Consider the following 22,484-nt stretch of genomic DNA (forward strand, 5'->3'; position numbering starts at 1 on the left):
ATTTCTTTGGAGGAACGAAAAATGGCGAAACCAGTGGCGGGGCAAATGGCCCTGGGCATGATCGAAACGCGCGGACTGGTCGGCGCGATCGAAGCGGCAGATGCGATGGTCAAGGCGGCCAGCGTTTCGATTGTCGGCCAAACCAAGGCTGGCGGAGGCCTAGTCACCACCCTTGTGCGTGGTGAAGTCGGCGCAGTCAAAGCCGCCGCGGATGCCGGTGCGACAGCGGCAAACAAAGTGGGTGAAGTCGTATCCGTCCACGTGATCGCGCGCCCACATGATGAACTTGAGGCCATAATCGACAGCCTTGGTGCTGGCTCTGCGGCTTAATCCGTCTGTCTTGAGGAGACGCTATGTCAGCCGGTTTCGAGGAATTCACACGTGCAGCGACACGTGGCTCAACCCGGGGTGCACCTGAACATCCCAAGCTCGACCGGATATCGGTGTTGGGCGGCGGGGCTGATGCACGCCTGTTGGCCGCTCTTTGCCTTGCCGAAGGGGCTGAGGTCACCTTGTTTTCGGCCTATGGGGCCGAACTGTCGCTGTTGGCCCAGTCCTCGGGCATTTCGCTTCGCGGTGAAGGTCCGGTCGGGACCTATCAAGTCGATCGGGATGGGCCGTCGGTGCGCACAACCGCTGAGCTGGATGCAGCGGTGCGCGATGCACAGGTGATATTCCTGACCGGACCGCTTCACAAACAGCGCACTTATGCGATGGTGCTGGCCGATCACCTCAGCGACGGGCAAATCTTGGTCCTTGCGCCGGGACGATCTTTGGGGGCTGTGGAAACAGCCTGGTTGTTGCGGATCGGAGGCTGCGCGGCGGACGTCACGCTGGTCGAGGTTCAGGGTCTGCCATACTGGTTCCGTTCCGAGGGCGCAGCTTTGACGCTTTCGCAGGCGGCACCGATGGCTGCGGCAACCTTGCCGCGCGGTCGGGAAGAGGTTCTGGACGCCGTGTCCGCCTATTTGTCCAACGTTCAGGCGGTCGACTCGGTTTTGTCGTGCGGCTTCAACGATCTGTCGGCCGCAGTCGAGATACCTGCGCTGATCCTCGGCGGTGCCGCAATGGGGACAGGTGGTCCTGACATTCCAATGGGTGGTGTTCAGCTTGAGGATAACCAGACCTTTGCGTCTCTGATTGGTCCGGACCAGACAGAGGTCATTCAGGGTCTTGCAGACGAACGGCGACGCATTGCTGCTGCGTTTGGAGTTCGTAATCTGCCGGAGACAGGGCAGTGGATATCCACTTTTGCCGGCGCCGAACGTGGCTCGGGCGCGCGTCCGATCCCGGATCAGCAAACGTCGCGCGGTATGATGCGGGATGGGGTGTTGGGCTCGCTTGTACCTTTGGTCTCAGCGGGTGAGCTTGCGGGTATCCCGAGCCCGTTGACGAACAGCCTGATCGCGATGTCCGACCGAATTTTGGGGGCGGATGTGGCTGCCGCTGGACGGCGCCTCGAAGCCATAGGGGTTTCAGCGGGCGACGTTGATCAAGCGCGCCGTATCTTTGACACCATCGTCACCGGAGCTTCTTGATGGATGCAGATCTGAAATCAATCGCCGCCGCACGGCGTGCCGCAGATAGCGCTTTCGAGGCTTATCGCGCCTTTTTGGGCACTGACCCGGCGCAGGTAGACGCAATAGTCGACGCCATGGCGCGCGCCATCGAGCCCGAGGCCGAACGGCTGGGGCAAATGGCCGTCGAGGAAACCGGATATGGGAATGTGCCGGACAAGCGCGTCAAGAACCTGTTCAACGCGCTTTCAGTCGCGGATTATCTAAGAGATGTGACAACGCTGGGATTGCTTTGGCGCGATGATGCGACAAAGATCGCAGCCTTCGGTGAACCGATGGGCGTTGTGGCAGCTCTGATCCCGGTGACGAACCCCACTTCAACCATCATCTACAAAGTGCTTTCTGCGGTGAAGGCAGGCAATGCGATCGTGTGTGCGCCGCATCCGCGTGGTGTGAGTTGTGGCATCGAAACGGTGCGAATTATGGCGCGCGTGGCTGAACAAATTGGTGCGCCCAAGGGTCTAATCCAATGTCTGGATTCCGTGACAATTCAGGGCACAGCCGAGTTGATGAAACATCGCCGTACCTCGGTTGTGATGGCAACCGGTGGTCCTGCCATGGTCAAAGCGGCGTATTCCAGCGGCAAACCCACGCTCGCGGTCGGTGCGGGCAACGTGCCGTGTTACGTACACAAGTCGAAAGCACGCGATCTGGCGGAAGTCGCCGAGATGATCGTGACGTCGAAGAGCTTTGACTACGGGACCGCCTGCGTCAGTGAGCAGGCCGTCGTCGCTGATCCCGAGATCGCACGTGATTTGCGCCACGAGCTAAAATTGAAAGGTGCCTATTTCTGCACTCCGGCCGAAGCGGATCGTCTTGCCGGGGTGATCTTCAAAGGCGTGCAGACCATGGACCCTGAGAAGGTGGGGCAAAGCCCGCAGGCGCTGGCGGATGCTGCCGGTTTTTCCATCCCACCACGCACCCGGTGCCTCGTCTCGGAAGAAACTGAAGTAGGTTGGCAGCGCCCGCTGTCTGCAGAAAAGCTGAACCCCGTTCTGGCGTTCTACGCGGCGAAATCCACAGACCATGGGATCGAGTTGGCGCAATCCATCGCCAAGTTCGAAGGGTGGGGTCATTCCTCGGTCATCCATTCGGACGACCCTGAGATCGTGGCCCGTTTTGCCACCGTGCCGACGGGTCGGGTACTGGTGAATACACCGGGCATCATGGGCGGTATGGGATATTCGACTGATCTGGAACCATCCTTCATGTTGGGCACCGGCACGTGGTCAGGTTCGATCACTTCGGACAATGTGACAGCCCTGCATCTCATCAACATCAAACGGGTTGCCTACGAAAGCAGGCCATGGCGCGACATTTACGAGGAGTATGGCGCATGAGCGAGATTACCATCCGGGCGCTGATGCAGATCGACAACCTGCAACCAAAATTCGCCGCCTATAACGGTGCGACGGTGCAAGGGTCGGTGCCCTTGTCCGGGGATACGGTTTTGATCGGAGAGTTTGCGCCGGGTAACGGAGTATTCTCGCTGATCGACCGGGCGCTCAAGGCATCTTCGGTTGAGGCGACAACACAGATGGTCGAGCGCGAGTTCGGGTTCTTTATCCTGCGGTCTCCGTCGAATGCGGAGGTGTCCGCCGCGCGCGATGCGATGCTGGCCGAGCTCGGCGCAACAATGTCTGACCGGTTGAAGCCGGCGATCAGTTCCACGCAGATTATCACCAGCGTCGAACCCTATCAGGCGCAACTGCTGAACAAATGGCGCAAGGGGGCTCTGATCGTTCCAGGGCAGACGTTGGGCATCGTCGAATGTGCCCCGGCTGCTTATATCTCGATTGCCGCGAATGAAGCGGAGAAGGCGGCAGAGATCGATATTGTCGAAGTGCGCGCCGTGGGGCGGTTTGGCCGCCTGTTCATCTCGGGGTCTGAAAACTCGGTCAAGACCGCCGTCGAGGCCGCAACCCGCGCGATAGAGGCGGTGGACGGGCAAGCCAACTGATGGCAGCGCCGCGCGTCATAGGTTCAGAGGCGGTCGAAGATGCCCGCCGTCGCGGTCGGATCGTGTTTGAAGTCCTGCCCGACGATATCGTGACGGCCTTGGCACGCGAAACTGCCGAGCGTGTTGGCATAAAGCTTGTCGACGGACCGCTGGAAAAGCCACAACCAACGCGTACAGACGCTACTATTTCAATGCAGCGTGTGTTGTATCGCCGCTCGCCCAAATGGGTTGCTCCGGTGCGTTCGAAACGCAAGGCCCGAAGGCTTGGCAAACTTGCCATGATCGGGGCAGGGGGCGTCGGGGGCAATGTGGCGCATCTGGCGGCGATGCAGGATATCGCGGATGAGATCGCGCTGATCGATATTGCGCCCGGAATGGCCGCTGCTACGGCGTTGGATCTGAACCACACGTCAGGCATTACCGGCGCTCGGTCACGATGTGTTGGCGGCGAGTCGCTGGACCTTGTGGCAGGGGCTGAGGTGGTCGTGGTGACCGCAGGCCGTGCCCGGCGTCCGGGTATGAGCCGCGCGGATCTGATCGACGTGAATGCGCGCGTGATCCGCCAGGCCGCTGAGGCCATACGCTCCGCTGCGCCTGATGCCATCGTCATCGTGGTGACAAATCCGCTTGACGAAATGACCGTAGAAATGCTGAGCGCAACCGGGTTCCCTCGTGAAAGAGTGCTGGGCATGGCCGGTACTCTGGACAGCAGCCGGTTTCGCAACGCCCTTGCTATGGCTGCGGGAGTAGCGCCCGCTGATGTCGAAGCCTTCACGCTCGGAAGCCACGGGGACGAGATGGCGCCAATCCCAAGCCGGGCAAAAATTAAGGGCAGGGCATTGGATGTGTTTTTATCGCCTGATCAGATTGAGGCTTGCGTTCAGGACGCCGTGACCGGCGGTGGGCAGGTAGTTGCCCTGAAGAAATCCGGTTCCGCAACCATAGCACCGGCGCACGCGTCGATCGAGTTGATCGACCATATCCGGGGCGCACGCACCGGCCCGGTTCCGGTCTCGGTCATGTTGCAGGGGGAATATGGCATCGATGGGGTTGTGCTTGGTGTTCCTGCCCATCTGGGGTCTTCCGGGTTGGTCGAAGTCGAGGAGTTGCGGCTGACCGATCAAGAACAAGCAGCCTTGCAGAAAGCGGCGGATGCCATCCGATCGAGGTTAGGCCTGTGACCCTCCGCATCTGGAAGTCAGGCGGGCGGTTCGAAGAAGTTGCGTCTTATTCCCGCGCAAAGCGCATCGGTCCCTTCGTTTGGGTCGCAGGGACCACAGCGATCGAACCCAGCGGGCGTATTCATGCGCCAGGAGATGTGGGAGCCCAAACAAAATACATTCTGTCCCGTATAGAAGAGGCGCTTAAGGCCGTCGGTGCCGAGATGCGCCATGTAGGCCGGGTCCGCGCCTATCTGACCGATCTGTCGCGCGCGGGTGAATTCGCGAGCGTTCACGGAGAGGTATTCAAACATATCGATCCTGTTCTGACAGCCGTTCAAGCCGGGCTGACGCAACCCGGTTTGACGGTGGAAATCGATGTGGATGCGGTAATTCACGACGAAAACGGCGAAATCAGCGGAATCTGAACATGAGTCACCAAGAAAGGATTTGATCGAACTATCGTCTTGTGTACTGTATACAGAATACAAGAAGGGCACAATAAGACACAGGGAGCTAATGTGATGATCAAGACAGCGCTACTCAGCGGAACATGTATCGCGCTTGTGGCCTCGGCGGCCGCAGCTGAAATCAAGGTGGGCTTTATTGGATCTCTTTCCTCAGACACCGGTCTGTCGACGCTGCGTGGTGCAGAGATCGCGATTGAAGAGCTTAATGCGAATGGCGGCGTTATGGGGGAACAGATCACGCTGGTGTCCGCCGACACTGGGCAGGACCCGACCGAAGGGGTGCGGGCCTATGAATATCTGGCGGAAACCGAGGAAGTAGATTTCATCATCTCAGGCTCTATCGATGATGTTTCGCTGGGCTGGCTGCCGCGAATGCAGGAATACCGGATTCCGACGCTGGACACGTGGACGTCATATATCGGCATCATCGACATGGTGGTCGAAGATCCCGAAAGCATGGCACCATATTTCATGAACATCGCCTCAGACGAGGCGCTTGCCACGCTCTACATAAATTTTGGTGCAGACGTCCTGAAGGAAAAGATGGGTTGGGACTCCGTTGTCATTCTGGCTGAGGATACAGCGTTTGGCGAAGCGATCACCGGATTGGTGACCGAGGCGCTTGCGCCAGTTGCGGGGATCGAGGTCAAGGACATCATCATCTATGACGTAGCCACCGTTGATTTCGCGCCGATTTTCAGCCGGGCGCAGGATACCGGGGCTGACTTTATCTATCAGGTCTCATCCGTAAATTCGCAGGTCGTCTCGTCGCAATACGTGAAACTGCAAGTTCCCATGGCTATGACAGGCGTAAACGTAGCCGCATTGGGTATGGAATATTGGGAAGACACTGGCGGAGCCGGTGGCGGCATCTCGACCCTGTCTCCGATTCCTTCCGTGGGATTCAAGCTGGATCCGGCCAGTCAGGCCTTTGTTGATACCTATCAGGCCAAGTATGACAGCCGCCCACTGCTGCCGCATTTCAATGGGTTCAACGCCTATCACGGTCTGAAACAGGCTATGGCTGCCGCGGAAGAGGCGGGTGGCTTCGACAATGTCGAAGGCTGGGCCGATGCGATGAAGAAGCAGGATCTGGTTCTTGAGATGGATGGTCAGCTTTGGCTGCGCTATGCCTTCTGGGGCGATGATGAGGTCGAGCCTGTGACAGGCCGCACCTATCCCCACAACATTCGCTTTGATCTTTCCGAGCCGTTTGATGATGCGGCCCCGTCGATGGTCGTTGTTCAGTGGTATGAAGACGGCACTGCCGCAGTTGTGTACCCCGAGAAATACGCGACGGGCGAGTTCACGCTGCCCAGCTGGGTAAAGCCATAAACCTGCCCCAACCATAGCTCGAAACGGGTGTGCGGCAACGCGCACCCGCAGCCAAGGATCCATTTATGTTGCAGATACTGATTCAGGGGCTTTTGCTCAGCGGTCTCTACGCGCTTATAGCAATGGGGTTTACGCTGATCTTCAGCATAGGCCGCGTTCTGAATCTCGCCTATGGCGCCTATCTGATGGTCGGCGGCTACATTTACTTCTGGATATCGCAATCACTTGGAATGCCTAAGCTTATGGGGGTTGCCGTGGCCGCCGCGCTGGGTGTGCTGATGGGAGTTCTGAAGTACCGTTTGATTGTCAAAACGCTCAAAGGGGATCACGTGGCTGTCGAGATTTCGACGCTGATCCTTGCGGTCGTCATTCAGGCCGGGATCGTTTTGGTCTTTGGCGACAGCAGCAAAATCCTTTTGCCGATTGTTCCCGGGGTGATCAATGTGGCCGGGGCCTCGGTCACGTATAACATCCTGATCGCAACCCTTATTAGCTGGGCAATTCTGCTTGGGCTCTATGCCTTTGTGCGGCTCACACATACCGGACGGGCGATGCAGGCGGTGTCGATGGATGCTAAAGGCGCTGCAATTTCCGGGATCGATCCGGATCGCATCAATCTGATCACCTGGGGTATCTCTGGCGCATTGGGCGCAATCGGAGGCGTCTTCTTTGCCAGCTACACTCAGCTATCGCCATCCATGTGGGTGGCTCCGCTAATCATTTCGGTGGCTGTGGTTATCGTTGGCGGGATCGGCTCGATTCTGGGCACTTTGGTGGTGGCGCATATTGTGGGCTTCCTCGAAGTCATCGTTGTGGCGACGCTTGCACCTGAGTTGCGCGGTGTTTTCACGATGCTGTTGATCATCGGGGTGCTGGTCACGCGACCGCAGGGCCTGTTCGGCCGAGAGGAGCTGTGACGATGGGCCTACGCTGGTTTCACTTTGCGCTTTGGGTCGGTTTGATCGCGGGAATGTTCCTGTTGCCGCAAGTCGTCTCGAACGGGACATTGCGCACGATGATCTTTGCCAACTATCTGGCGATCTTTGCCATAAGTTGGGATGTGCTGTCGGGCAGAACAGGGTATGTGAGCTTTGGGCATCCGTTTCTGATCGGTATCGGGGCCTATACCACTGCAATCCTGACCAAGCGATTCGATGTCGCTGTTGAGATATCAATCCCGATTGCTGTTGTTGTCACCATGATCGCGGGCCTGCTGGTGTTGCTGCCAGCCTTGCGAATTCGAGGCAGCTATTTCGCACTTGTCACGCTGGCCTTCATGGAGTTGCTGTATCAACTGGTTCAGGTCATTCGTCCCGACTTGACCGGCGGAACGCGCGGCATGTCGGGCATTCAAACGCTGACGCGCGGCGCGGCGAACGGGTATTACCTATCGACGACGCTGATGCTGGCGATCGCTGTCAGCATGTGGTTGCTGATGAAGACGCGGCTCGGAACCGCCTTGTCTGCGATTGGCATGAACGAGGAAAGCGTGCGGGGTTCGGGCCTCAGCACCACGCGCCTTAAGGCGTTTGCCTTTCTGACAAGCGCTATGATTGCGGGTCTAGGAGGGGCGTTCTATGTCCACTATCTGGGATCGCTTGCTCCACGTGCGCTGTTTGATATCAACTTCTTGTTCACCATTATTGTCGCGGCACTTCTGGGTGGAACCTCAACCATCATCGGCCCGATGATCGGCGCGTTTTTCATGACGTTCTTGCTGGAATATCTGAGGCCGGTTCTTCCGGGGGCAGAGCGGTACTTCGTCTACGGTGCCATTGCACTGCTCCTTTACATGTATCAGCCGAAAGGCCTTGTTGAGCTTGTCCGGCGTGGCTTCAAAACTCTGGGCAGAGGGCGGATGGCATGAGCGCGGCGTTGAAAGTATCCGGTCTTGTGAAGCGTTTCGGTGGGTTGGTCGCGACGAACGATCTGTCGTTCGCTCTCAAAGAGGGCGAGTCTCTGGGATTGATCGGTCCCAACGGAGCAGGCAAGACAACCGTGTTTAGCCAGATCATGGGCGAGCTGCGGCAAAACAGTGGCACGATCGAGCTGTTCGGGCAGGAAATTTCGAACCTTTCGACCCCACAGCGCATTCGTGCCGGGGTTAGCCGGACCTATCAAATCCCGCGCCCGTTTGGTGATATGAGCGTTGCCGAAAACATCCGAGTTGGGCTGATGCCTGACAATATCTGGCAAATGATTGTCTCGCCCCCAAACAAAGAACGTGAGCGGGAGCTAGCGTTTAGCGTCGGCTTTACCGAAGCGGATTTGGAGCGCGCGCCAACAGAATTGGCCATGGGTGATCTGCGCAAGCTTGAGATGGCCCGTACGATGGCTACCGCACCCAAGGTGATGTTGCTGGACGAGGTGTTCGCGGGTCTCACCACAGGCGAGATTGCACAGATTTCGGACCTCATTCAGTCGATGCGCAAGGATGGAATGACTTTCCTGATCGTCAGCCATGATCTGCCCGCGCTTGAACCTTTGATCGACCGCGCCATCGCCATCGAACGCGGCACCATGATTGCCGAGGGATCGTTTGCCGAGGTGATGAACGACAAGGCTGTTCAGGCCTCGTATCTGGGGGCCGCGTAATGTCGTATTTGGAGATCGAAAACCTGTCGGCCTTCTATGGCAAAGCGCAAGCGCTGACCGATATCTCAATCACTGTCCAACCCGGTGAGATCGTCGCCGTGGTTGGGCCTAATGGTGCCGGAAAATCGACCTTGCTGGACAGCATCATGGGGCTTGTCAAAACCGAAGGAGACATTCGGCTGAGGGGGCACAGCCTGGCCGGTCGAACACCTTCGGAAATTGTGCGGCATGGAGTGGGTTACGCGCCCGAGCGCTTCAACCTGTTTCCCTATATGTCTGTGCGTGACAACCTTATGGTCGGTGCCTTCACGGCCCGCGATGATATCCAGAGCAATCTGGCGATGGTGCACAGCCTGTTCCCGCGTCTGGAAGAGAGGGAAGGGCAAGAGACCTCGACCCAGTCGGGCGGGGAACGTCAGATGGTCTCGTTCGGGCGCGCGCTGATGACCAGCCCCGAGCTGTTGCTGGTCGACGAGCCGACAATTGGACTGGCCCCGAAAATCTGCCACGAAATCGCTGAGGTCGTGCGCAAGCTCAACAAGGAATACGGGCTGACGGTGGTGATTACCGAGCAAAACGCCAACTTCGCGCTTTCGCTGGCGAGCCGGATTTACGTGCTCGAGTCAGGACGCATGCAGACATCAGGCACCGCAGATGAGTTGCGGAATGATAAGCGATTGCTTGAGGCCTACTTTGGCGGTCACTAAAAGCCGCTCAAAAGCGGTAAGTCGCGCCAATCAGTGGACCGGATTGGTCGAACTTGAAATCGTTTCCGTCGATGTCTTGGTCGAATGAGATATAGCGGTATCCACCGCGGATCAGCCAACGATCATTAATCGCATAGTCGGCTGTCAGCAGAACCTGCCATGTCTCGCTGCCACTGCGGAAGCCGCCATAGTCTACAAACCCAGTTCCTGACCATTTGTCCGAGAACTTGACGCGTGCGCGGGCCCCGATCACGGGATCGGTCCAGCTTGAATCAACCGTTGTTCGACGGCCGGGGGCCGCGCCTGGTTGCAATTCAAAGTCGGTTTCCGTGCTGAACCACCTGAATCCACCGACAATATCCACATTTGCGGTTTGATCCTCGTAGACCCTATAGCCGACATAGCCGCTGAGAAATTGCGTGGTGAAGGATGTGTCCAAGCCTGAGCTGGCAGGGCCGGGAGTGTCGCTGCTGAAAGACAGATTGGTATAGTTATAGTCGGCCAACAGGGACCACCGGCCATTTGTGGCGGCAAACGCGGCCATGAAGGCAAAATCGAGATTGTCCAACGCATCGGAAAAACTCAGGGTGCCATCCAGTGTACCCATCGGTGTGCTGAGTGAGGTCTCAGTTTCCGGCATGAAAAGATAGATTGAGGCCTCATATGACCAGTCCGACTGTTGGGCCAAGGCCATTGGTGCCATCGAACCTGCCATTGCGAGGCCAAGCGCCAATCCTGTCCACTTTACTGTCACATCCATTTTTCCGTCTCCCGCCAAGAACCTTGAATTGAAATTCCGTTGTCGCCTCATGCCAATCTAGCCAAGCGCAATGTTCATTCTTTCATGCTGCCACGTCTTCGGATTTGCCTGCGCCGTCACCGACACGATTGATATCGGTGCTGGGAAAAAACTCGGACCAGACATGCCAGAACACGCCTGCGCGCAGGGTTTCGACCCGTTGCAGTTGGCCCTGATCAGACATTCCCCAAAAGTCACATTGGGTCACGGGTTGACCGCTGTCATTGTACCAAACGCCCAAGCTTTCAAATTTCGGATCGAGGCTGACGACGATATCCCGCCCGCCGACACGCGCGTTGACGATCCAATCGTTGTCGACAACGAAATCGTCGGTCCAGCAGGTGGCATCCTGTCCGATTGTGATCCCCCAGACATAGGTTTTATTCGGCAGCCGATTGTCCGAACGGTCCATGTTGTCCATCACCGGAGCCTCTTCCTGATGCTGGCGGCCAATGCCCCAGCCGAACGTGATCTCGGTCATCATGTCCAGCAGCCGCAGCAAGGGGTTTGGGGAGGGTTTGTTCAAAAACACCTCGCCTTCCGGGAAAGCCTTTTGAAATCCACGGAAAGTCATCCGATAGGTTGGCCAGGGTGTCATCTGCGCTTCGGGCCGCAGAGGGCACGCGAGACCGTCTGCATTTGTGTCACGATCCGCTTCGCGAAAGCCGTATATGTGCTGGATGGGCTCACCGGTGTCATTATCACGCAGGATCAGGTTGTTGCCGTGCTGGGCGAGAACCTCAAGGTTCAGCCGTTTTCCTTCGATGCTTGGCGCATACCCCTGACCGAGATTGGCCATGGCGCAATAGGTCATCACGACGTCTTCTCCGCCCAGCCCTTTATCATCGCCCGCCAAATGTGGGCGCATGATTTGTGCATCAGGATGGGCGCGGGCATGGCCGTCATTTTCAATCACCATCACGGGGGCAGTCGGCCCGACATATTTGCGGGCCTCGTCGATGGGAAAAAACTGCGCGTCATTTAGCTGATTTCTCAGACCTAGATGAACCCAGACATAGGGAAAGCCATAGAGAAGTAGAACAAGTAAAGCGGCAATGAGCCAAAGCCAGAACGGCCCGGCTCCCAGGGCGAAATGCGCGAGCGTTGCGAGAGCAAATGCGCCCAACCCGATGGCAATCAAGCGGTATTCATTGCGGATGAAACGCACCATATTCTCGCGCTTTACCTTCAACAGCATCTGGGACACGTCGCCCAAATCACGGAAGTAGACGAACCCGATCCCAAGTGATCCGATTAAACCCAGTGCGAATAGGAGTAATCCAAGCATGTGATAATCCTAGAAACTTGAGTGAATGACGACGGCGACACTGTGCTACTGCTGCGGGGATTGGCTTTTGATCAGGAAAGCCTCGACCGCTTGTTGGGTTTCGGGGCGCAGGTTCTCGATCCCTTCATAGGGCACGCCATACGCGGGCGGCGTGTCGGGGAATTTCTCTTTGCGGGCCATGTGTCGGCCAAGGATGCGTGCGAATTCCTGCCCGCCCCAGGCGCCAACCTCGGTCGAGACTGAATATTCCTCGCGCGTGTCCCGGTAGAGATCAAAGAACTTTGCCAGAATAGCGCTTTCCCCGGCTCCCGGCAGTTTGAGCTTAAGCTGGTCCTTCACGATCGCCTCGGGTTTGTTCACCGAATAGATGATCACGTGATCTCGGCGCGCTTTGGCTTCGTCCGCAAACAATAGCGCTGCGGATTGATCGACGCCATCCACCAGACGATCCCGCGGGATGTATTGCTCGGCCCCCGCAAAACGTGAGAGCGTTGTATAAAGGTCTGAGACGTGAATGATACTGTTCAGCAAACCATCTGCCTGAATCATCCCCGGCCAGCGAATAAAGGCGTCTACCCGAACGCCGCCCTCGGTCGTATCCCCTTTGCCACCAGCATATATCATCGGAGTATAGCCCGATTGCGGGGCGTATTTGGTAAAGTGGCCGTTGTCCCCCATAACGATGACGATGGTATTCTCGCTGACCCCCAACTCTGCCATGCTGGCGAACAAATCACCCAGCCATTGATCCAAAAGTTGCATCTTGTCGACATAGAGACCGCCATTCGCGCTTTCGGGACCAGAACGTCCGGCGCGGGTATTATCCAGAGGGATCATCGGCCAATACTGCAGGAAAAAGGGGGTATCGTCGCTGGCAAGACGTTCAAGCTCTGACAAGGTTTTGTCCTGAAAGGCCTGGTTCATCTCATCGTATTTGGCCGCATTCCAGCGCTCACCTGACTCCATCCGAATTTCGCGAATTGGACCGCCCGTTTCGCCTTCGATGACGGTCATCATCGCTGAGGCGTCCGGCCTGAACCAACCGTCCAGCGTGTATTTGTCATCATAATCTCTGATCGCGACCGAGACCTGCTCTTTGATTGCATCATCATTAAAGATCGTCAGCTGACCCTGCTGGTGAATTGCGTGTTGCGCATAGTCAAAGCCTTGGTTCATCGCCCAACTTTCCGCGATATCCCCCATGTGCCACTTGCCAACATGGCTGGTTGCGTAGCCAACCTGTTTCAGCACTTCGGCCAATGTCACTTCTGCCCCCGGCAGGCCAAAGCCGGCAATATCAACGGTGGTATCACCCATTCCCATGCGTACAGGCAGCCGCCCTGTCATTTGGGCGACGCGAGTAGGGGTGCAAGAGGGTTCGGTATACATCCGAACCATGCGCATTGCGTCGTCGGAGAAATCGTTGATATTCGGCGTCGAATAACCCCGAACGGCGTTCAACTCGGGTATCCCCATGTCGCCGAATCCCAGATCATCGATCAGAACGCTGATGATGTTCGGTGGCTTACCGTTGTTGCCTTCGCGAAATGCAGCCAGGGCTTCATCCACAGCCATATCATCCTGGGCCCATTGCTCTGCGCGCTGTGCTTGCAAGATATAGAATTCGGCATCGTGTTGGATTGGGTTTTCTTGCGCGAACGTGCTGCGCGCGGCAAGGCCGACGAATAAAACCAATACCCCTGAAATCTTCATTCGATATCCCCCGATCGTGTACTGGGCGGAACGCAAACACTCCTGCCGCTGATTTCACATTAAAACATTATCATATTTAAACAGGAATTTCTGTAGCCTTCACTGCTGCCAGCTGGTGAACACATCGCGAGCCAGTTCAGATTCCGGGCGCAGGTTGTCGATGCCCTCGTAGGGGATGCCGCGCCCGATTTCGGAATGCGGGTGTTTCGCGATCATCTTCTGATGGCGTTTGATCATGTCCTGAAACGACGCTCCGGCCCAAAGTGAGTAACCGACCAAAGGGTGCAGTTCGCGTGGATCACGATAGATGTTGAAGGTCGGGGCCGCCGCTCCGGGTTGGCCGGGCGCGGGCAGGTGCATTTTGAATTCCTGCTTGACCACCGAGCGCAAAACCGGGCCTTCATAGACATATACATAATCGCGGCGACCGTTGCCTTCACCGTTCAGCAGCAGGGCGGTCTGATCGACACCATCGATGATGCGGTCGCGCGGGATATGATCAGTCGCGCCTGCGATCCGAGCCATTGTGGTATAGATATCAGACACATGAAAGATATCTCCGGCGGCGCTGTCAGCCTCGATTACTCCGGGCCAGCGAATGAATGCATCCGTGCGTACGCCACCTTCCAGATGTTGGGTCTTACCGCCACGATAGATCAGTTGATTGAGCCCCGAAGTTCCTTCGTAGTGGTACATCAGTCCATTGTCGGCCATCAAAACCACAATCGTGTTGTCGGCTTTTCCGGTTTCTTCGAGCTTGACCAGCAGGTCACCGATCCAGCCATCCAGTAGTTGCAGTTTGTCAGCATGAAACCCGCCGTTGCGAGAGATCGCGTTCTCGGCATAAACGAAATTCAACGGGTAGAGCGGCCAATATTGCAGGAAAAACGGTTCTTCCTCAGCTGCGGCACGCTCCAATTGCTCAAGAGCCTGACGCTGATACCTCTCGTTCATCGCTTCATACTTGGCTTGGGTCCAGACCTCGCCCGGTGACATATCCACCTCTCGAGCGGTGCCGCCTGCTTCTGCCTCGACACCGGTCACCAGCCCGTAGGGCTTGAAACGTTCATCCAGCAGAAACTGATTGTTCTGCCCCTCGGGCACGTATCCAAGCATGTTATTCGCGCGCATCGCCTCGGGGGTCATGAGGCTCAGTTGAACTTGTTGATGTAGGGGGAAGGCAGCCCAGTCGAAACCTTGATTATGGGGGTAGGCCTGTTCGATATCACCTTGGTGCCACTTGCCGACATGTACGGTGTTGTAGCCAACTTCTTTCAGGATCTCGGGCAGGGTCACCTCGCTGGCTGGAAGGCCTTCGCCTACCAGAGCCACTTTGACTTCTGTCACACCGGCACGCACCGGATGTCGCCCCGTTAGCATTGCCGTGCGGGTCGGCGTGCACGAGGGTTCCGTGTACATTCGCATCAGCGACAAACCTTCGGTGGCGAACTGGTTGATGCTGGGCGTTTCGATGCCCATGACGTAGTTCATCTTGCGATCACCCATCTGACCAAAGCTGATGTCGTCGATCAGGATGTACAGGATATTGGGTGGTTTGCCCCCGTTTGCGTCGCGGATTTCGGCCAGTTTCGCGTCAATCTCAATGTCCTGGGCATCCCAGACCGCGCCGAACTGGGCACGCAGAAATTCGAACTCACCATCGTGAATAATCGGGTTCTGTTGGGCATATGCCGAACCTGCAGTGAGGATTAGCGCGGGCAAAATGTGTTTCAGGGTCATTTCAAGCCTTTCGTTTTATCCATATGCCCAGGCGTACGGGGAACGTCTGACAGCTTTGCTTCGATAGAGCTTCGCAAATCAGTAACGGTTTCCGCCAGATCCGCGAGGTACCGAGGGCGAACGCCCGTGTCGGAAAGAGGAGACTGAGCCAGCTCGGTCATCATCTCCTGATAATCGAGGCAAATCCGGTCGAACTCACTGTCTTGGGCGCGCATGTTTCGCAGCAGAACGGAGGTTCCCGGGAATTGTGCGTCAAAGAAGTCTTCTTCGTCCATCCGCGTTGCCTTCGTGGAAATTGCTCGTAAAGCATGCGTTCCCTAGAATATGACTTGAACGTATAAAGCCGCATGCTACCGTAGCATCATGGGGTCAAGCCATTGTCATGAAAGGATAGTTCTTGACTGCCCAGGCGGATAACAAACAACGTGACACAGCGCCTTCTTTCTCGGATGAGGAGGTGCGAAGTGCTCTTGAGCGGGTATTGAACTCAGGTGGCTTCAAAGGATCTGCCCGAATGCGGGCCTTTCTTAGCTATGTCGTGACCGAAGCGCTTGCCGGCCGCACGGATGAGATCCGCGCCAAGACCATTGCCATGGATGTTTATGGTTACAGCGCCGAAGACTTGACCAAGCGGGAAGGGGTTGTGCGCGTTGATGCGGGTCGTGTCAGGCGAAAGCTAAAAGCTTACTACGGAGGTGATGGCGAAGCTGATCCCGTGGTGATTTCGCTGCCTGTCGGTAGCTATGCACCCGAATTTACGCTGGGGAGTTCGCAAGCCCAGAACCCACAGGGCATTCGGCGAAGCGCGTTGGTTATCGCGTTCTTTCTGGCTTTGATTGGCGTAGGCATCTGGGTATCAGGCTATTACTCAAAGAATGAGCCTCGCAGCGCTGTGGGCCGAGGGCAAAGCGCGATTTATGACGTATCTCCCGCGCGGGTAGAAGCGATAAACCTTTGTAGTGCCGGCCGCGATGTGATGTTCCCCGTCGTTGACCTATCGCGCCTGCAACCGGCTTTGCTGATTTTTGAGACGGCGATTGAACGAGATCCACTCTTTTTCTGTGGCTATGCCGGAGCGGCACAGGTCGAGACCATGCTGGCCATTTTGTTGTTCTTTGAACCGGATGCAGAAAAGTATTTGAAGTCTGCCGATGAAAAAAGCGCCCATGCGATGGATATCGCACCTGATGAGGCTTGGGCGCTTTCGGCGCGGGCCTGGCTGGAATTTGCACTGGGCAATTACGATCGGGCATCAGCCCTGTCTCGCAGAGCCGTTGATCTGGCCCCCACCGATCCGCATGTCGCTGAGTTCGATGCACTTATTTCACTCTATACTCTGAATTTCGAGCGGATCCTGGCGCAATCTGAATGGTATGAAGAGCTTGCGGAACGCAGCGGCGGGCTTGTCTTTGGCAATGTACTAGGGTCTGCGCATTTTCATACCGGAGACTATGCAGCGGCGATCCGAACTTACGAGGACACGATCGAGCGCGGAGGACCATTTGGGCCGATATCAGCGGCCTATCTGATGGCCGCGCATTGGAACAATGGCGAACAAGTCGAGGCACGGCGTCTCGCCAATGTTTACCAGAAAACTTGGCCTGGTTTTCCGCTGGAGGCCCTGAAACGCCGCGTATTCAAAGAGTCGCAACCGGTTGATGCGCTTATTGCAGGCGTGAGGGCAGCGGGAGTCCCGTTGATCGACGGCGGGACCGCCCGCGAAAGTGATTGACTGGCAGGGTCTTATTCGTCCTGTGCGACCAGACCCAAACCGCGCAGATAGATTCCAATTCCGCTCTCCAGAAGGTCTTCAGGCGGGAAGGGGGAACTTGCGCCGGTATTGCGTGCGAAAAGTTCGACAACACCATGGCTCATGGCCCAGATATGGGCGCTGAACATCGAAGCGGGCGGACGCTTCTCCGGCGGAATATGCTGCGACAGATCGCTGGCGGCCTTTTCAAGCACGTTTTTAGCCCGGTTCGCGGCCAGCGCCAGTTCCGGTGTACGATTGATTGAAATCCCGCTTTCGAACATCGCGATATAATAGCCGGGGTGCTTGCGGGCGAAGGCAAGATAGGCGCGGCCCGTGGCCTCAAACGCCGCAAGCGCCGAGGGTTGCCCTTTGTCATAGGCAAATTGCATCAGGTCGGCGAACATCTCAAACCCCTGACGGGCAGCCTCGGCGATCAGGTCCTCACGCCCTTCGAAATGGCGATAGACGGCTGCGGGAGTGACCCCAGCAGTCTTTGCGGCCTCTGACAATGTAAAACCGGTCGGTCCCTTCTGTTCGATCAGGGACAAGGCGGCCTCCATCAAGGCTTGCTTTAGGTTTCCGTGGTGATATCCGCGTTTCGTCATCCCGGCCTCAGGCGCGTTTTATTGTATATATGCAGCGGCCAGGGCCTAATCCAGCGTAGGCTGAGCAGAGTGTTGCAATTAGCTTATGCATCCCAGATTTCCGGACCACCACTGATCTTTTCATCCGGCATGCCCACCACTTCCAGGTTTTTGCCTTCGTAGTCGAGTTGGCTTAGCACGGTGCGAATGGCTGCCAGCCGGGCGCGTTTCTTGTCATCTGATCGAATGATCGTCCAAGGGCAGTTTTCGGAATGGCTTCGTGTAAGGGTTTCGGTAATCGACTGACTGTATTCATCCCATTTGTGCAGGCCTGCGATGTCGATCGGGCTGAGTTTCCATTGCTTCAACGGGTCGGTTTCGCGGGCAAGAAAGCGGTTAAGCTGCTCGGCGCGCCCGACATTCAGCCAGAACTTGAAGATATGTATGCCATCATTGCTAAACCCGGTTTCCAAGGGCAGGACCTGCCTGAAAAAACGTTCACGCTCTTCCGTCGTGCAGAAGCCAAAGACATTTTCGACAACGCCCCGATTATACCAACTGCGATCAAAAAACACGATTTCACCAGCCGATGGGAGATGAGAGATATAGCGTTGGAAATACCATTGGCTGCGTTCTGCGTCCGAGGGTTTGCTAAGCGCCACGTTCCGCGCGCCCCTTGGGTTCAAATTCTCGCGGAACCTTTTGATGGTTCCGCCTTTGCCAGCGGCGTCACGGCCCTCGAACAGGATAGCGATGCGCTGGTCGTTCTCCTTGACCCATCGCTGCATCTTGACCAGCTCAATCTGCAGACCTTCCATCTGCTGATCGTATTCCTTGCCTTTGAGCTTTTTGGAGTAGGGGTAGGTCGGGTTCAGAATTTCACCCTTCTTGGCCTCTTCAATAGCCGAGCGTATGGGTTTTGGGGCGTGGTTGTGAAAATAGTTCTCGATAGTGTCCGGGTCTGATTGGGTCATGCACGCCTCGCCATAAAATCCATATCTTACTATGAATTACGGATGGACTTAACGCAAACCCGCGCGCTCGGCTGCGCGGTCGATTGCGGCGGCAACCTCTGGGGCGGCCACAACCTGCGGCATGTGTCCTATGCCGTCCAATTCGATCAGCTCAGCGCCGGGAATCTGTTCGATCAGGCGCTCGGAATGCCAGCCCAGCCCGACAGTCGTATCCGCCGTACCGTGGACAATTTCGGTTGGCACGGAGATCTCGCCATAGCGGGGTTGAAGCTCGGTGATTTCATCCAGCAGATTTGCACGCTGTTTGGCATTTGCGTGCATCGAAGACTGGCGCATGGTCAAGCCCGGCCCGAAATGCTCGGCATATCCTTCGGGGGCTTTTTGCGGTGCAAACACCTGGTCCAACGCCTTCGTAACAAACCAGTCAGGAACAAATGCGCTGACCAAAGGCAAAGCAAGGGCGTTGCCCGCTGTCGTCGCACCAATAGTGTTGAACGCGTCCAGAGGTGTTTCCCACGGGATCGCCGCCGGAGCGATCAGGACCAAAGCTGCGATGTTGTCGGGCCGAGTGACAGCCCAGGCAAGCGAAACCGAACCGCCATAGCTTTGCCCGGCGACGATCGGTTTTTCTGCGCCTAGTTTCGATGCGGCTCGTTGTAGGATTTCCGCTTGTTCGACAATAGTTTCGCCGTCGGAGTTAAAGCTATCTGAGTATCCAAGACCCGGGCGGTCAAAGACGATGACGCGATAGGTCTCGGCCAGAATTGGGGCCAGCGCAAAAGTCATGTCGCGCGTGTTTCCGCTGGACCCGTGGATAAGCACCACATCCGGCCCTACGCCCATCACTACGGCATGCACAGCAACGCCATCGACATCGACGATCTGGCCTTCTGGCGGAAACGAAGCCTCGGCGCTGCTTTCACGCTGCGCGCTGCGCCATGCGGTCACAAGGGCGAGACCCACAAGCGCAACGCTGAGCGATATCAAAAGCTTACTGGCCAATTTTACTCATATCAAACGGGGTTGTCTGGTAAATTTCATTGATCCAGTTACCATAAAGCAGATGCGCGTGACTGCGCCACCTGTTCTGAGGGTTCTGGCTTGGATCATCGTCGGGATAGTAGTTGATAGGCACATTAATCGGCGTGTTATTTGCGATGTCCCGGTCATATTCCTGTTTGAGCGTATCGCTGTCATACTCAAAGTGATTGAAGATATAGAGCGCCCGATGCACGGGATCTTCGATCAGGCAGGGGCCGACATCATCACTGCCAAGCAAAGTGATCAGATCAGGAACCGCATCGATCTCGTATTGCCGCATCTCGGTCCAGCGGCTGACGGGTATCACGCAATCATCAGAAAAACCACGCAAAAATGGAGATGCGGGTGCTAGGTTCCGGTGCCGGAAGCAGCCAAAGGCCTTCGCATCCAGCATGTGTTTTTCAACGTCGTGGAAATGGTTGATCATCGCCATACCACCCCAGCATACGCCAAATGTGGAATGCACATTGGTCTGGGTCCACTCAAACACTTCGCGGATTTCATCCCAATAGGTGACGTCAGCGAAATCCAGATGTTCGATTGGTGCACCGGTTATGATCAGGCCGTCGAACTTCTGGTCCTTCACCTCCTGAAAAGGATGGTAGAACTCGGCCATATGCTCGGCGGCGGTATTCTTGGTCTGATGTTCCGTCATGCGGATCAGCGATAGCTCGATCTGCAGTGGGGTCGCTCCGATCAGGCGTGCGAACTGGTTTTCGGTCTGTATCTTCTTTGGCATCAGGTTCAAAAGCCCGATCCGAAGTGGGCGAATATCCTGCCGTGCGGCCTGATCATCAGCCATGACCATGACGCCCTCATTTGTCAGGACTTCAAAGGCGGGCAGGTCAGAGGGGATTTTGATCGGCATTTGGTCACGCTGTTGAAACTGCGAAGGAAGTCTGGAACTTAGGCGGGGTTGGGGCGGGTCTCAAGGGTGCGTTCGATCAACTCATCGAAATCGCCACTATCCCGCACTTTGGCGATGTCATCGGCTGCTATTGTAACACCCCAATTTCGGGCCATCGCTTCATAGCGTGGCTGCCGGTGCGCCAGCGCTTGCGCATAGGTCCAGCGGATGAATGCATCCGGATCAACCTTGGTGCCGGAACACTTGTTGAGGGCGAGGTATTCGTCCCAAACCCGCTGCAGGAACTCGGCCTTATAGGACATAGGCTTTGGTGCCTTGTCGAAGCGTTTGATCAGTTCTTCAGTGTGGGCTTCATCGCCCTTGATCCAGATCATCAGGGTCTGGCGCGACAATTCGGTCAGAATGTGGTCATTTGGATTGTCAGGCTCTACCCATTCGCAGATTGACCCGCCGGTATCGCAGATAAAGTGAGGATAGCTATAAAGACGATTGGCCCGGTCGATGAAATACTTGGTATCCAACAGGGCATGGATTTCGGCCTGCCGAAACTGGTCTTGCCGCAGCTGATATTCCGAGATTTCAAGGCCGCCCAGATCGGGATTGCCCGGCTTGCCCAGATAAGTCGACACCGGGGTCAGGTTCTGAAACGTGATGTTCGACCCGATATATATTGAATCCGACAGCAAAAGCTCGCGGAGAAAGGGTACTTTCATCGCCTCAGCCTTGGCATTGTCCGCGATATGTTCGCCCATATAGCGGGTGCCGATGCGGTAATCGATTGAATAGTGGAACCAGTCCCCGGCATCTCGCAGCGTGTTTGAGACATAGGATTTTCCCAACCCGGACATACCGAAGAACAACACCTTCTTTCGCGCAGCCTGGCGCCAATCCGTTGCCGAGTTGTAGATCATAATCCGCCGTCCCTTGTTTTGCCCTAGCTAAAACGGGCCGCTGGCGGCGTCAATCGCGTCGGCGAGATCGGCTGAGGATGAGCAAGCCGATCGCCAGTACCGTAAAACCGATAAAAGCACGTGGTGGCAAAGCTTCATCGCGCACCAAAGCACCCATTAGTATTGCGATTGGCGGAATTATGAGCGTTACGAGCAGAACATTGCCGCTGCCTGCTTGTTGCAGTACGCGATAATACAGCAAATAGGCTCCGGCTGTTGCCAGCAGGGCGTAATAGGCGATTGCCAGCCAGGTTTGCAGGGGCAGGGTGAAGGTCGGAACTCCATCGACCAACAACATAACAGGCGTCATCAGGATCGCAGATCCGGTCAACATACCTGCCGCGGCGATCTGAGGGGGAAGGGCGCTCATGTGGCTACGCGCCCAGATGGCTGCAAACGCATAAGAAAGCGTTCCAGCCAGGATCGCAACCTGACCCAGGTTGCTTGGGTTTAGGTTGCTAAACTGTCTGAGGCCAATTGTGATTGAAACGCCCAGAAACCCAAGCCCTACGCCAAGGAGGCGGGTTTTGGTCAGCCTCTCGTCGCGAAAAAACAAGGCCGCTAAAAGGACGCCGAAGATCGCGGTGGCAGCGTTCAGAATCGATGTCAGCCCAGTTTCGACATAGAGCTGCCCCCAGGCCATAAGCGAGAATGGCAGGACATTGTTCAACAGCCCCATGATCAGAAAAATACCCCAGACCTTCGGATCGCTCGGAACCGGTTGGCGCTGAAAGATGATGACGATCCACAACGCCAGCGCTGCCCAAAAAACCCTGTGGAAAACTGATGTTATGACGGGAATCGTATCAAGTGCGATTCGGATCGCAAGGAATGACATTCCCCAAATGACACCAAGCAGTATCAATTCGGACCAAGTGCGAGCTGTGAGTGTTTTCTGAGAGGTCATGGCTTGTTCTGGCATCTCTCAATCAGCATATCGACCCGGAACATGCTAAAAAGCCCCACCGAG

At 56.4% G+C, this 22,484-nt stretch carries 23 protein-coding genes; 12 read left to right on the forward strand and 11 right to left on the reverse strand.

Annotated features, from left to right (window positions below; genetic code table 11):
• Nucleotides 1-21: 21 nt before the first annotated feature.
• The 11 genes from ACR0AW_RS01385 (at nucleotide 22) to ACR0AW_RS01435 (ending at nucleotide 9,804) form a co-directional block, all read left to right on the forward strand.
• Nucleotides 22-330 (forward strand): BMC domain-containing protein, encoded by a 309-nt coding sequence (locus tag ACR0AW_RS01385; RefSeq protein ID WP_170393275.1) that lies wholly within the window; start codon nucleotides 22-24, stop codon nucleotides 328-330.
• A gap of 23 nt (nucleotides 331-353) precedes the next feature.
• A complete protein-coding gene (locus ACR0AW_RS01390; RefSeq protein WP_170732009.1) occupies nucleotides 354-1,538 on the forward strand; it encodes a hypothetical protein in 1,185 nt (394 codons plus the stop codon).
• Nucleotides 1,538-2,917 (forward strand): aldehyde dehydrogenase family protein, encoded by a 1,380-nt coding sequence (locus tag ACR0AW_RS01395; protein ID WP_170393273.1) that lies wholly within the window; start codon nucleotides 1,538-1,540, stop codon nucleotides 2,915-2,917. Before ACR0AW_RS01390 ends, ACR0AW_RS01395 begins: the two co-directional genes overlap by 1 nt.
• Complete coding sequence (locus ACR0AW_RS01400) at nucleotides 2,914-3,537, forward strand: BMC domain-containing protein (protein WP_170393272.1); 624 nt, start codon at nucleotides 2,914-2,916, stop codon at nucleotides 3,535-3,537. Before ACR0AW_RS01395 ends, ACR0AW_RS01400 begins: the two co-directional genes overlap by 4 nt.
• Nucleotides 3,537-4,718 carry a malate dehydrogenase gene (locus ACR0AW_RS01405; RefSeq protein ID WP_170732011.1) on the forward strand — a complete coding sequence of 394 codons (1,182 nt, stop codon included), beginning with the start codon at nucleotides 3,537-3,539 and terminating at the stop codon, nucleotides 4,716-4,718. Before ACR0AW_RS01400 ends, ACR0AW_RS01405 begins: the two co-directional genes overlap by 1 nt.
• Complete coding sequence (locus ACR0AW_RS01410) at nucleotides 4,715-5,125, forward strand: Rid family hydrolase (RefSeq protein WP_480438485.1); 411 nt, start codon at nucleotides 4,715-4,717, stop codon at nucleotides 5,123-5,125. The genes ACR0AW_RS01405 and ACR0AW_RS01410 overlap by 4 nt, the downstream gene beginning before the upstream one ends.
• A gap of 96 nt (nucleotides 5,126-5,221) precedes the next feature.
• On the forward strand, nucleotides 5,222-6,502 hold the full coding sequence (locus tag ACR0AW_RS01415; RefSeq protein ID WP_170732013.1) for an ABC transporter substrate-binding protein: 1,281 nt from the start codon (nucleotides 5,222-5,224) through the stop codon (nucleotides 6,500-6,502).
• Nucleotides 6,503-6,567: 65 nt separating this feature from the next.
• Entirely contained in the window at nucleotides 6,568-7,419 is an 852-nt protein-coding gene (locus ACR0AW_RS01420) for a branched-chain amino acid ABC transporter permease (protein ID WP_170510277.1), read from the forward strand.
• A 2-nt stretch (nucleotides 7,420-7,421) separates the two neighbouring features.
• Nucleotides 7,422-8,369: a branched-chain amino acid ABC transporter permease gene (locus ACR0AW_RS01425; RefSeq protein WP_170732015.1), complete on the forward strand. Its 948-nt coding sequence runs from the start codon at nucleotides 7,422-7,424 to the stop codon at nucleotides 8,367-8,369.
• Complete coding sequence (locus ACR0AW_RS01430) at nucleotides 8,366-9,097, forward strand: ATP-binding cassette domain-containing protein (protein ID WP_170732435.1); 732 nt, start codon at nucleotides 8,366-8,368, stop codon at nucleotides 9,095-9,097. Before ACR0AW_RS01425 ends, ACR0AW_RS01430 begins: the two co-directional genes overlap by 4 nt.
• On the forward strand, nucleotides 9,097-9,804 hold the full coding sequence (locus tag ACR0AW_RS01435; protein ID WP_170684191.1) for an ABC transporter ATP-binding protein: 708 nt from the start codon (nucleotides 9,097-9,099) through the stop codon (nucleotides 9,802-9,804). Before ACR0AW_RS01430 ends, ACR0AW_RS01435 begins: the two co-directional genes overlap by 1 nt.
• 7 nt (nucleotides 9,805-9,811) lie before the next feature.
• On the opposite strand, the gene ACR0AW_RS01440 is transcribed toward ACR0AW_RS01435, so the two are convergent.
• From ACR0AW_RS01440 to ACR0AW_RS01460, 5 genes are all read right to left on the reverse strand, one after another.
• Entirely contained in the window at nucleotides 9,812-10,564 is a 753-nt protein-coding gene (locus tag ACR0AW_RS01440) for an outer membrane protein (protein ID WP_480438488.1), read from the reverse strand.
• 82 nt (nucleotides 10,565-10,646) lie between these two features.
• On the reverse strand, nucleotides 10,647-11,891 hold the full coding sequence (locus tag ACR0AW_RS01445; RefSeq protein WP_170732017.1) for a DUF3179 domain-containing (seleno)protein: 1,245 nt from the start codon (nucleotides 11,889-11,891) through the stop codon (nucleotides 10,647-10,649).
• Between the two features lie 45 nt (nucleotides 11,892-11,936).
• The gene (locus tag ACR0AW_RS01450; RefSeq protein ID WP_170421294.1) at nucleotides 11,937-13,604 is read right to left on the reverse strand and encodes a sulfatase-like hydrolase/transferase; all 1,668 of its coding nucleotides are present in this window, start codon (nucleotides 13,602-13,604) and stop codon (nucleotides 11,937-11,939) included.
• 99 nt (nucleotides 13,605-13,703) lie between these two features.
• The gene (locus ACR0AW_RS01455) at nucleotides 13,704-15,344 is read right to left on the reverse strand and encodes a sulfatase-like hydrolase/transferase (RefSeq protein WP_170732018.1); all 1,641 of its coding nucleotides are present in this window, start codon (nucleotides 15,342-15,344) and stop codon (nucleotides 13,704-13,706) included.
• A complete protein-coding gene (locus ACR0AW_RS01460; protein ID WP_170732020.1) occupies nucleotides 15,341-15,619 on the reverse strand; it encodes a hypothetical protein in 279 nt (92 codons plus the stop codon). The genes ACR0AW_RS01455 and ACR0AW_RS01460 overlap by 4 nt, the downstream gene beginning before the upstream one ends.
• A gap of 239 nt (nucleotides 15,620-15,858) precedes the next feature.
• Here ACR0AW_RS01460 and ACR0AW_RS01465 point away from each other — a divergent pair, with 239 nt between their 5' ends.
• Nucleotides 15,859-17,076: a tetratricopeptide repeat protein gene (locus ACR0AW_RS01465; protein WP_170732022.1), complete on the forward strand. Its 1,218-nt coding sequence runs from the start codon at nucleotides 15,859-15,861 to the stop codon at nucleotides 17,074-17,076.
• Nucleotides 17,077-17,087: 11 nt separating this feature from the next.
• On the opposite strand, the gene ACR0AW_RS01470 is transcribed toward ACR0AW_RS01465, so the two are convergent.
• The 6 genes from ACR0AW_RS01470 to ACR0AW_RS01495 all read right to left on the reverse strand — a co-directional run bounded on the left by ACR0AW_RS01470 (nucleotide 17,088) and on the right by ACR0AW_RS01495 (nucleotide 22,421).
• Nucleotides 17,088-17,702, reverse strand: a complete 615-nt coding sequence (locus ACR0AW_RS01470; protein ID WP_170393260.1) for a TetR/AcrR family transcriptional regulator — start codon at nucleotides 17,700-17,702, stop codon at nucleotides 17,088-17,090.
• 83 nt (nucleotides 17,703-17,785) lie between these two features.
• Nucleotides 17,786-18,655, reverse strand: coding sequence for a polyphosphate kinase 2 (gene ppk2 / locus ACR0AW_RS01475; protein WP_170393259.1), 870 nt, complete (start codon nucleotides 18,653-18,655; stop codon nucleotides 17,786-17,788).
• A gap of 48 nt (nucleotides 18,656-18,703) precedes the next feature.
• Nucleotides 18,704-19,657 carry an alpha/beta fold hydrolase gene (locus tag ACR0AW_RS01480; protein ID WP_170610374.1) on the reverse strand — a complete coding sequence of 318 codons (954 nt, stop codon included), beginning with the start codon at nucleotides 19,655-19,657 and terminating at the stop codon, nucleotides 18,704-18,706.
• Complete coding sequence (gene metA, locus ACR0AW_RS01485) at nucleotides 19,647-20,564, reverse strand: homoserine O-acetyltransferase MetA (RefSeq protein ID WP_170393257.1); 918 nt, start codon at nucleotides 20,562-20,564, stop codon at nucleotides 19,647-19,649. Before metA ends, ACR0AW_RS01480 begins: the two co-directional genes overlap by 11 nt.
• 38 nt (nucleotides 20,565-20,602) lie before the next feature.
• Complete coding sequence (locus ACR0AW_RS01490; protein WP_170562988.1) at nucleotides 20,603-21,475, reverse strand: ATPase; 873 nt, start codon at nucleotides 21,473-21,475, stop codon at nucleotides 20,603-20,605.
• Nucleotides 21,476-21,524: 49 nt separating this feature from the next.
• Nucleotides 21,525-22,421: a DMT family transporter gene (locus ACR0AW_RS01495; protein ID WP_170732023.1), complete on the reverse strand. Its 897-nt coding sequence runs from the start codon at nucleotides 22,419-22,421 to the stop codon at nucleotides 21,525-21,527.
• Nucleotides 22,422-22,484: the final 63 nt, after the last annotated feature.

This window comes from Ruegeria sp. C5 (genome assembly GCF_056537605.1).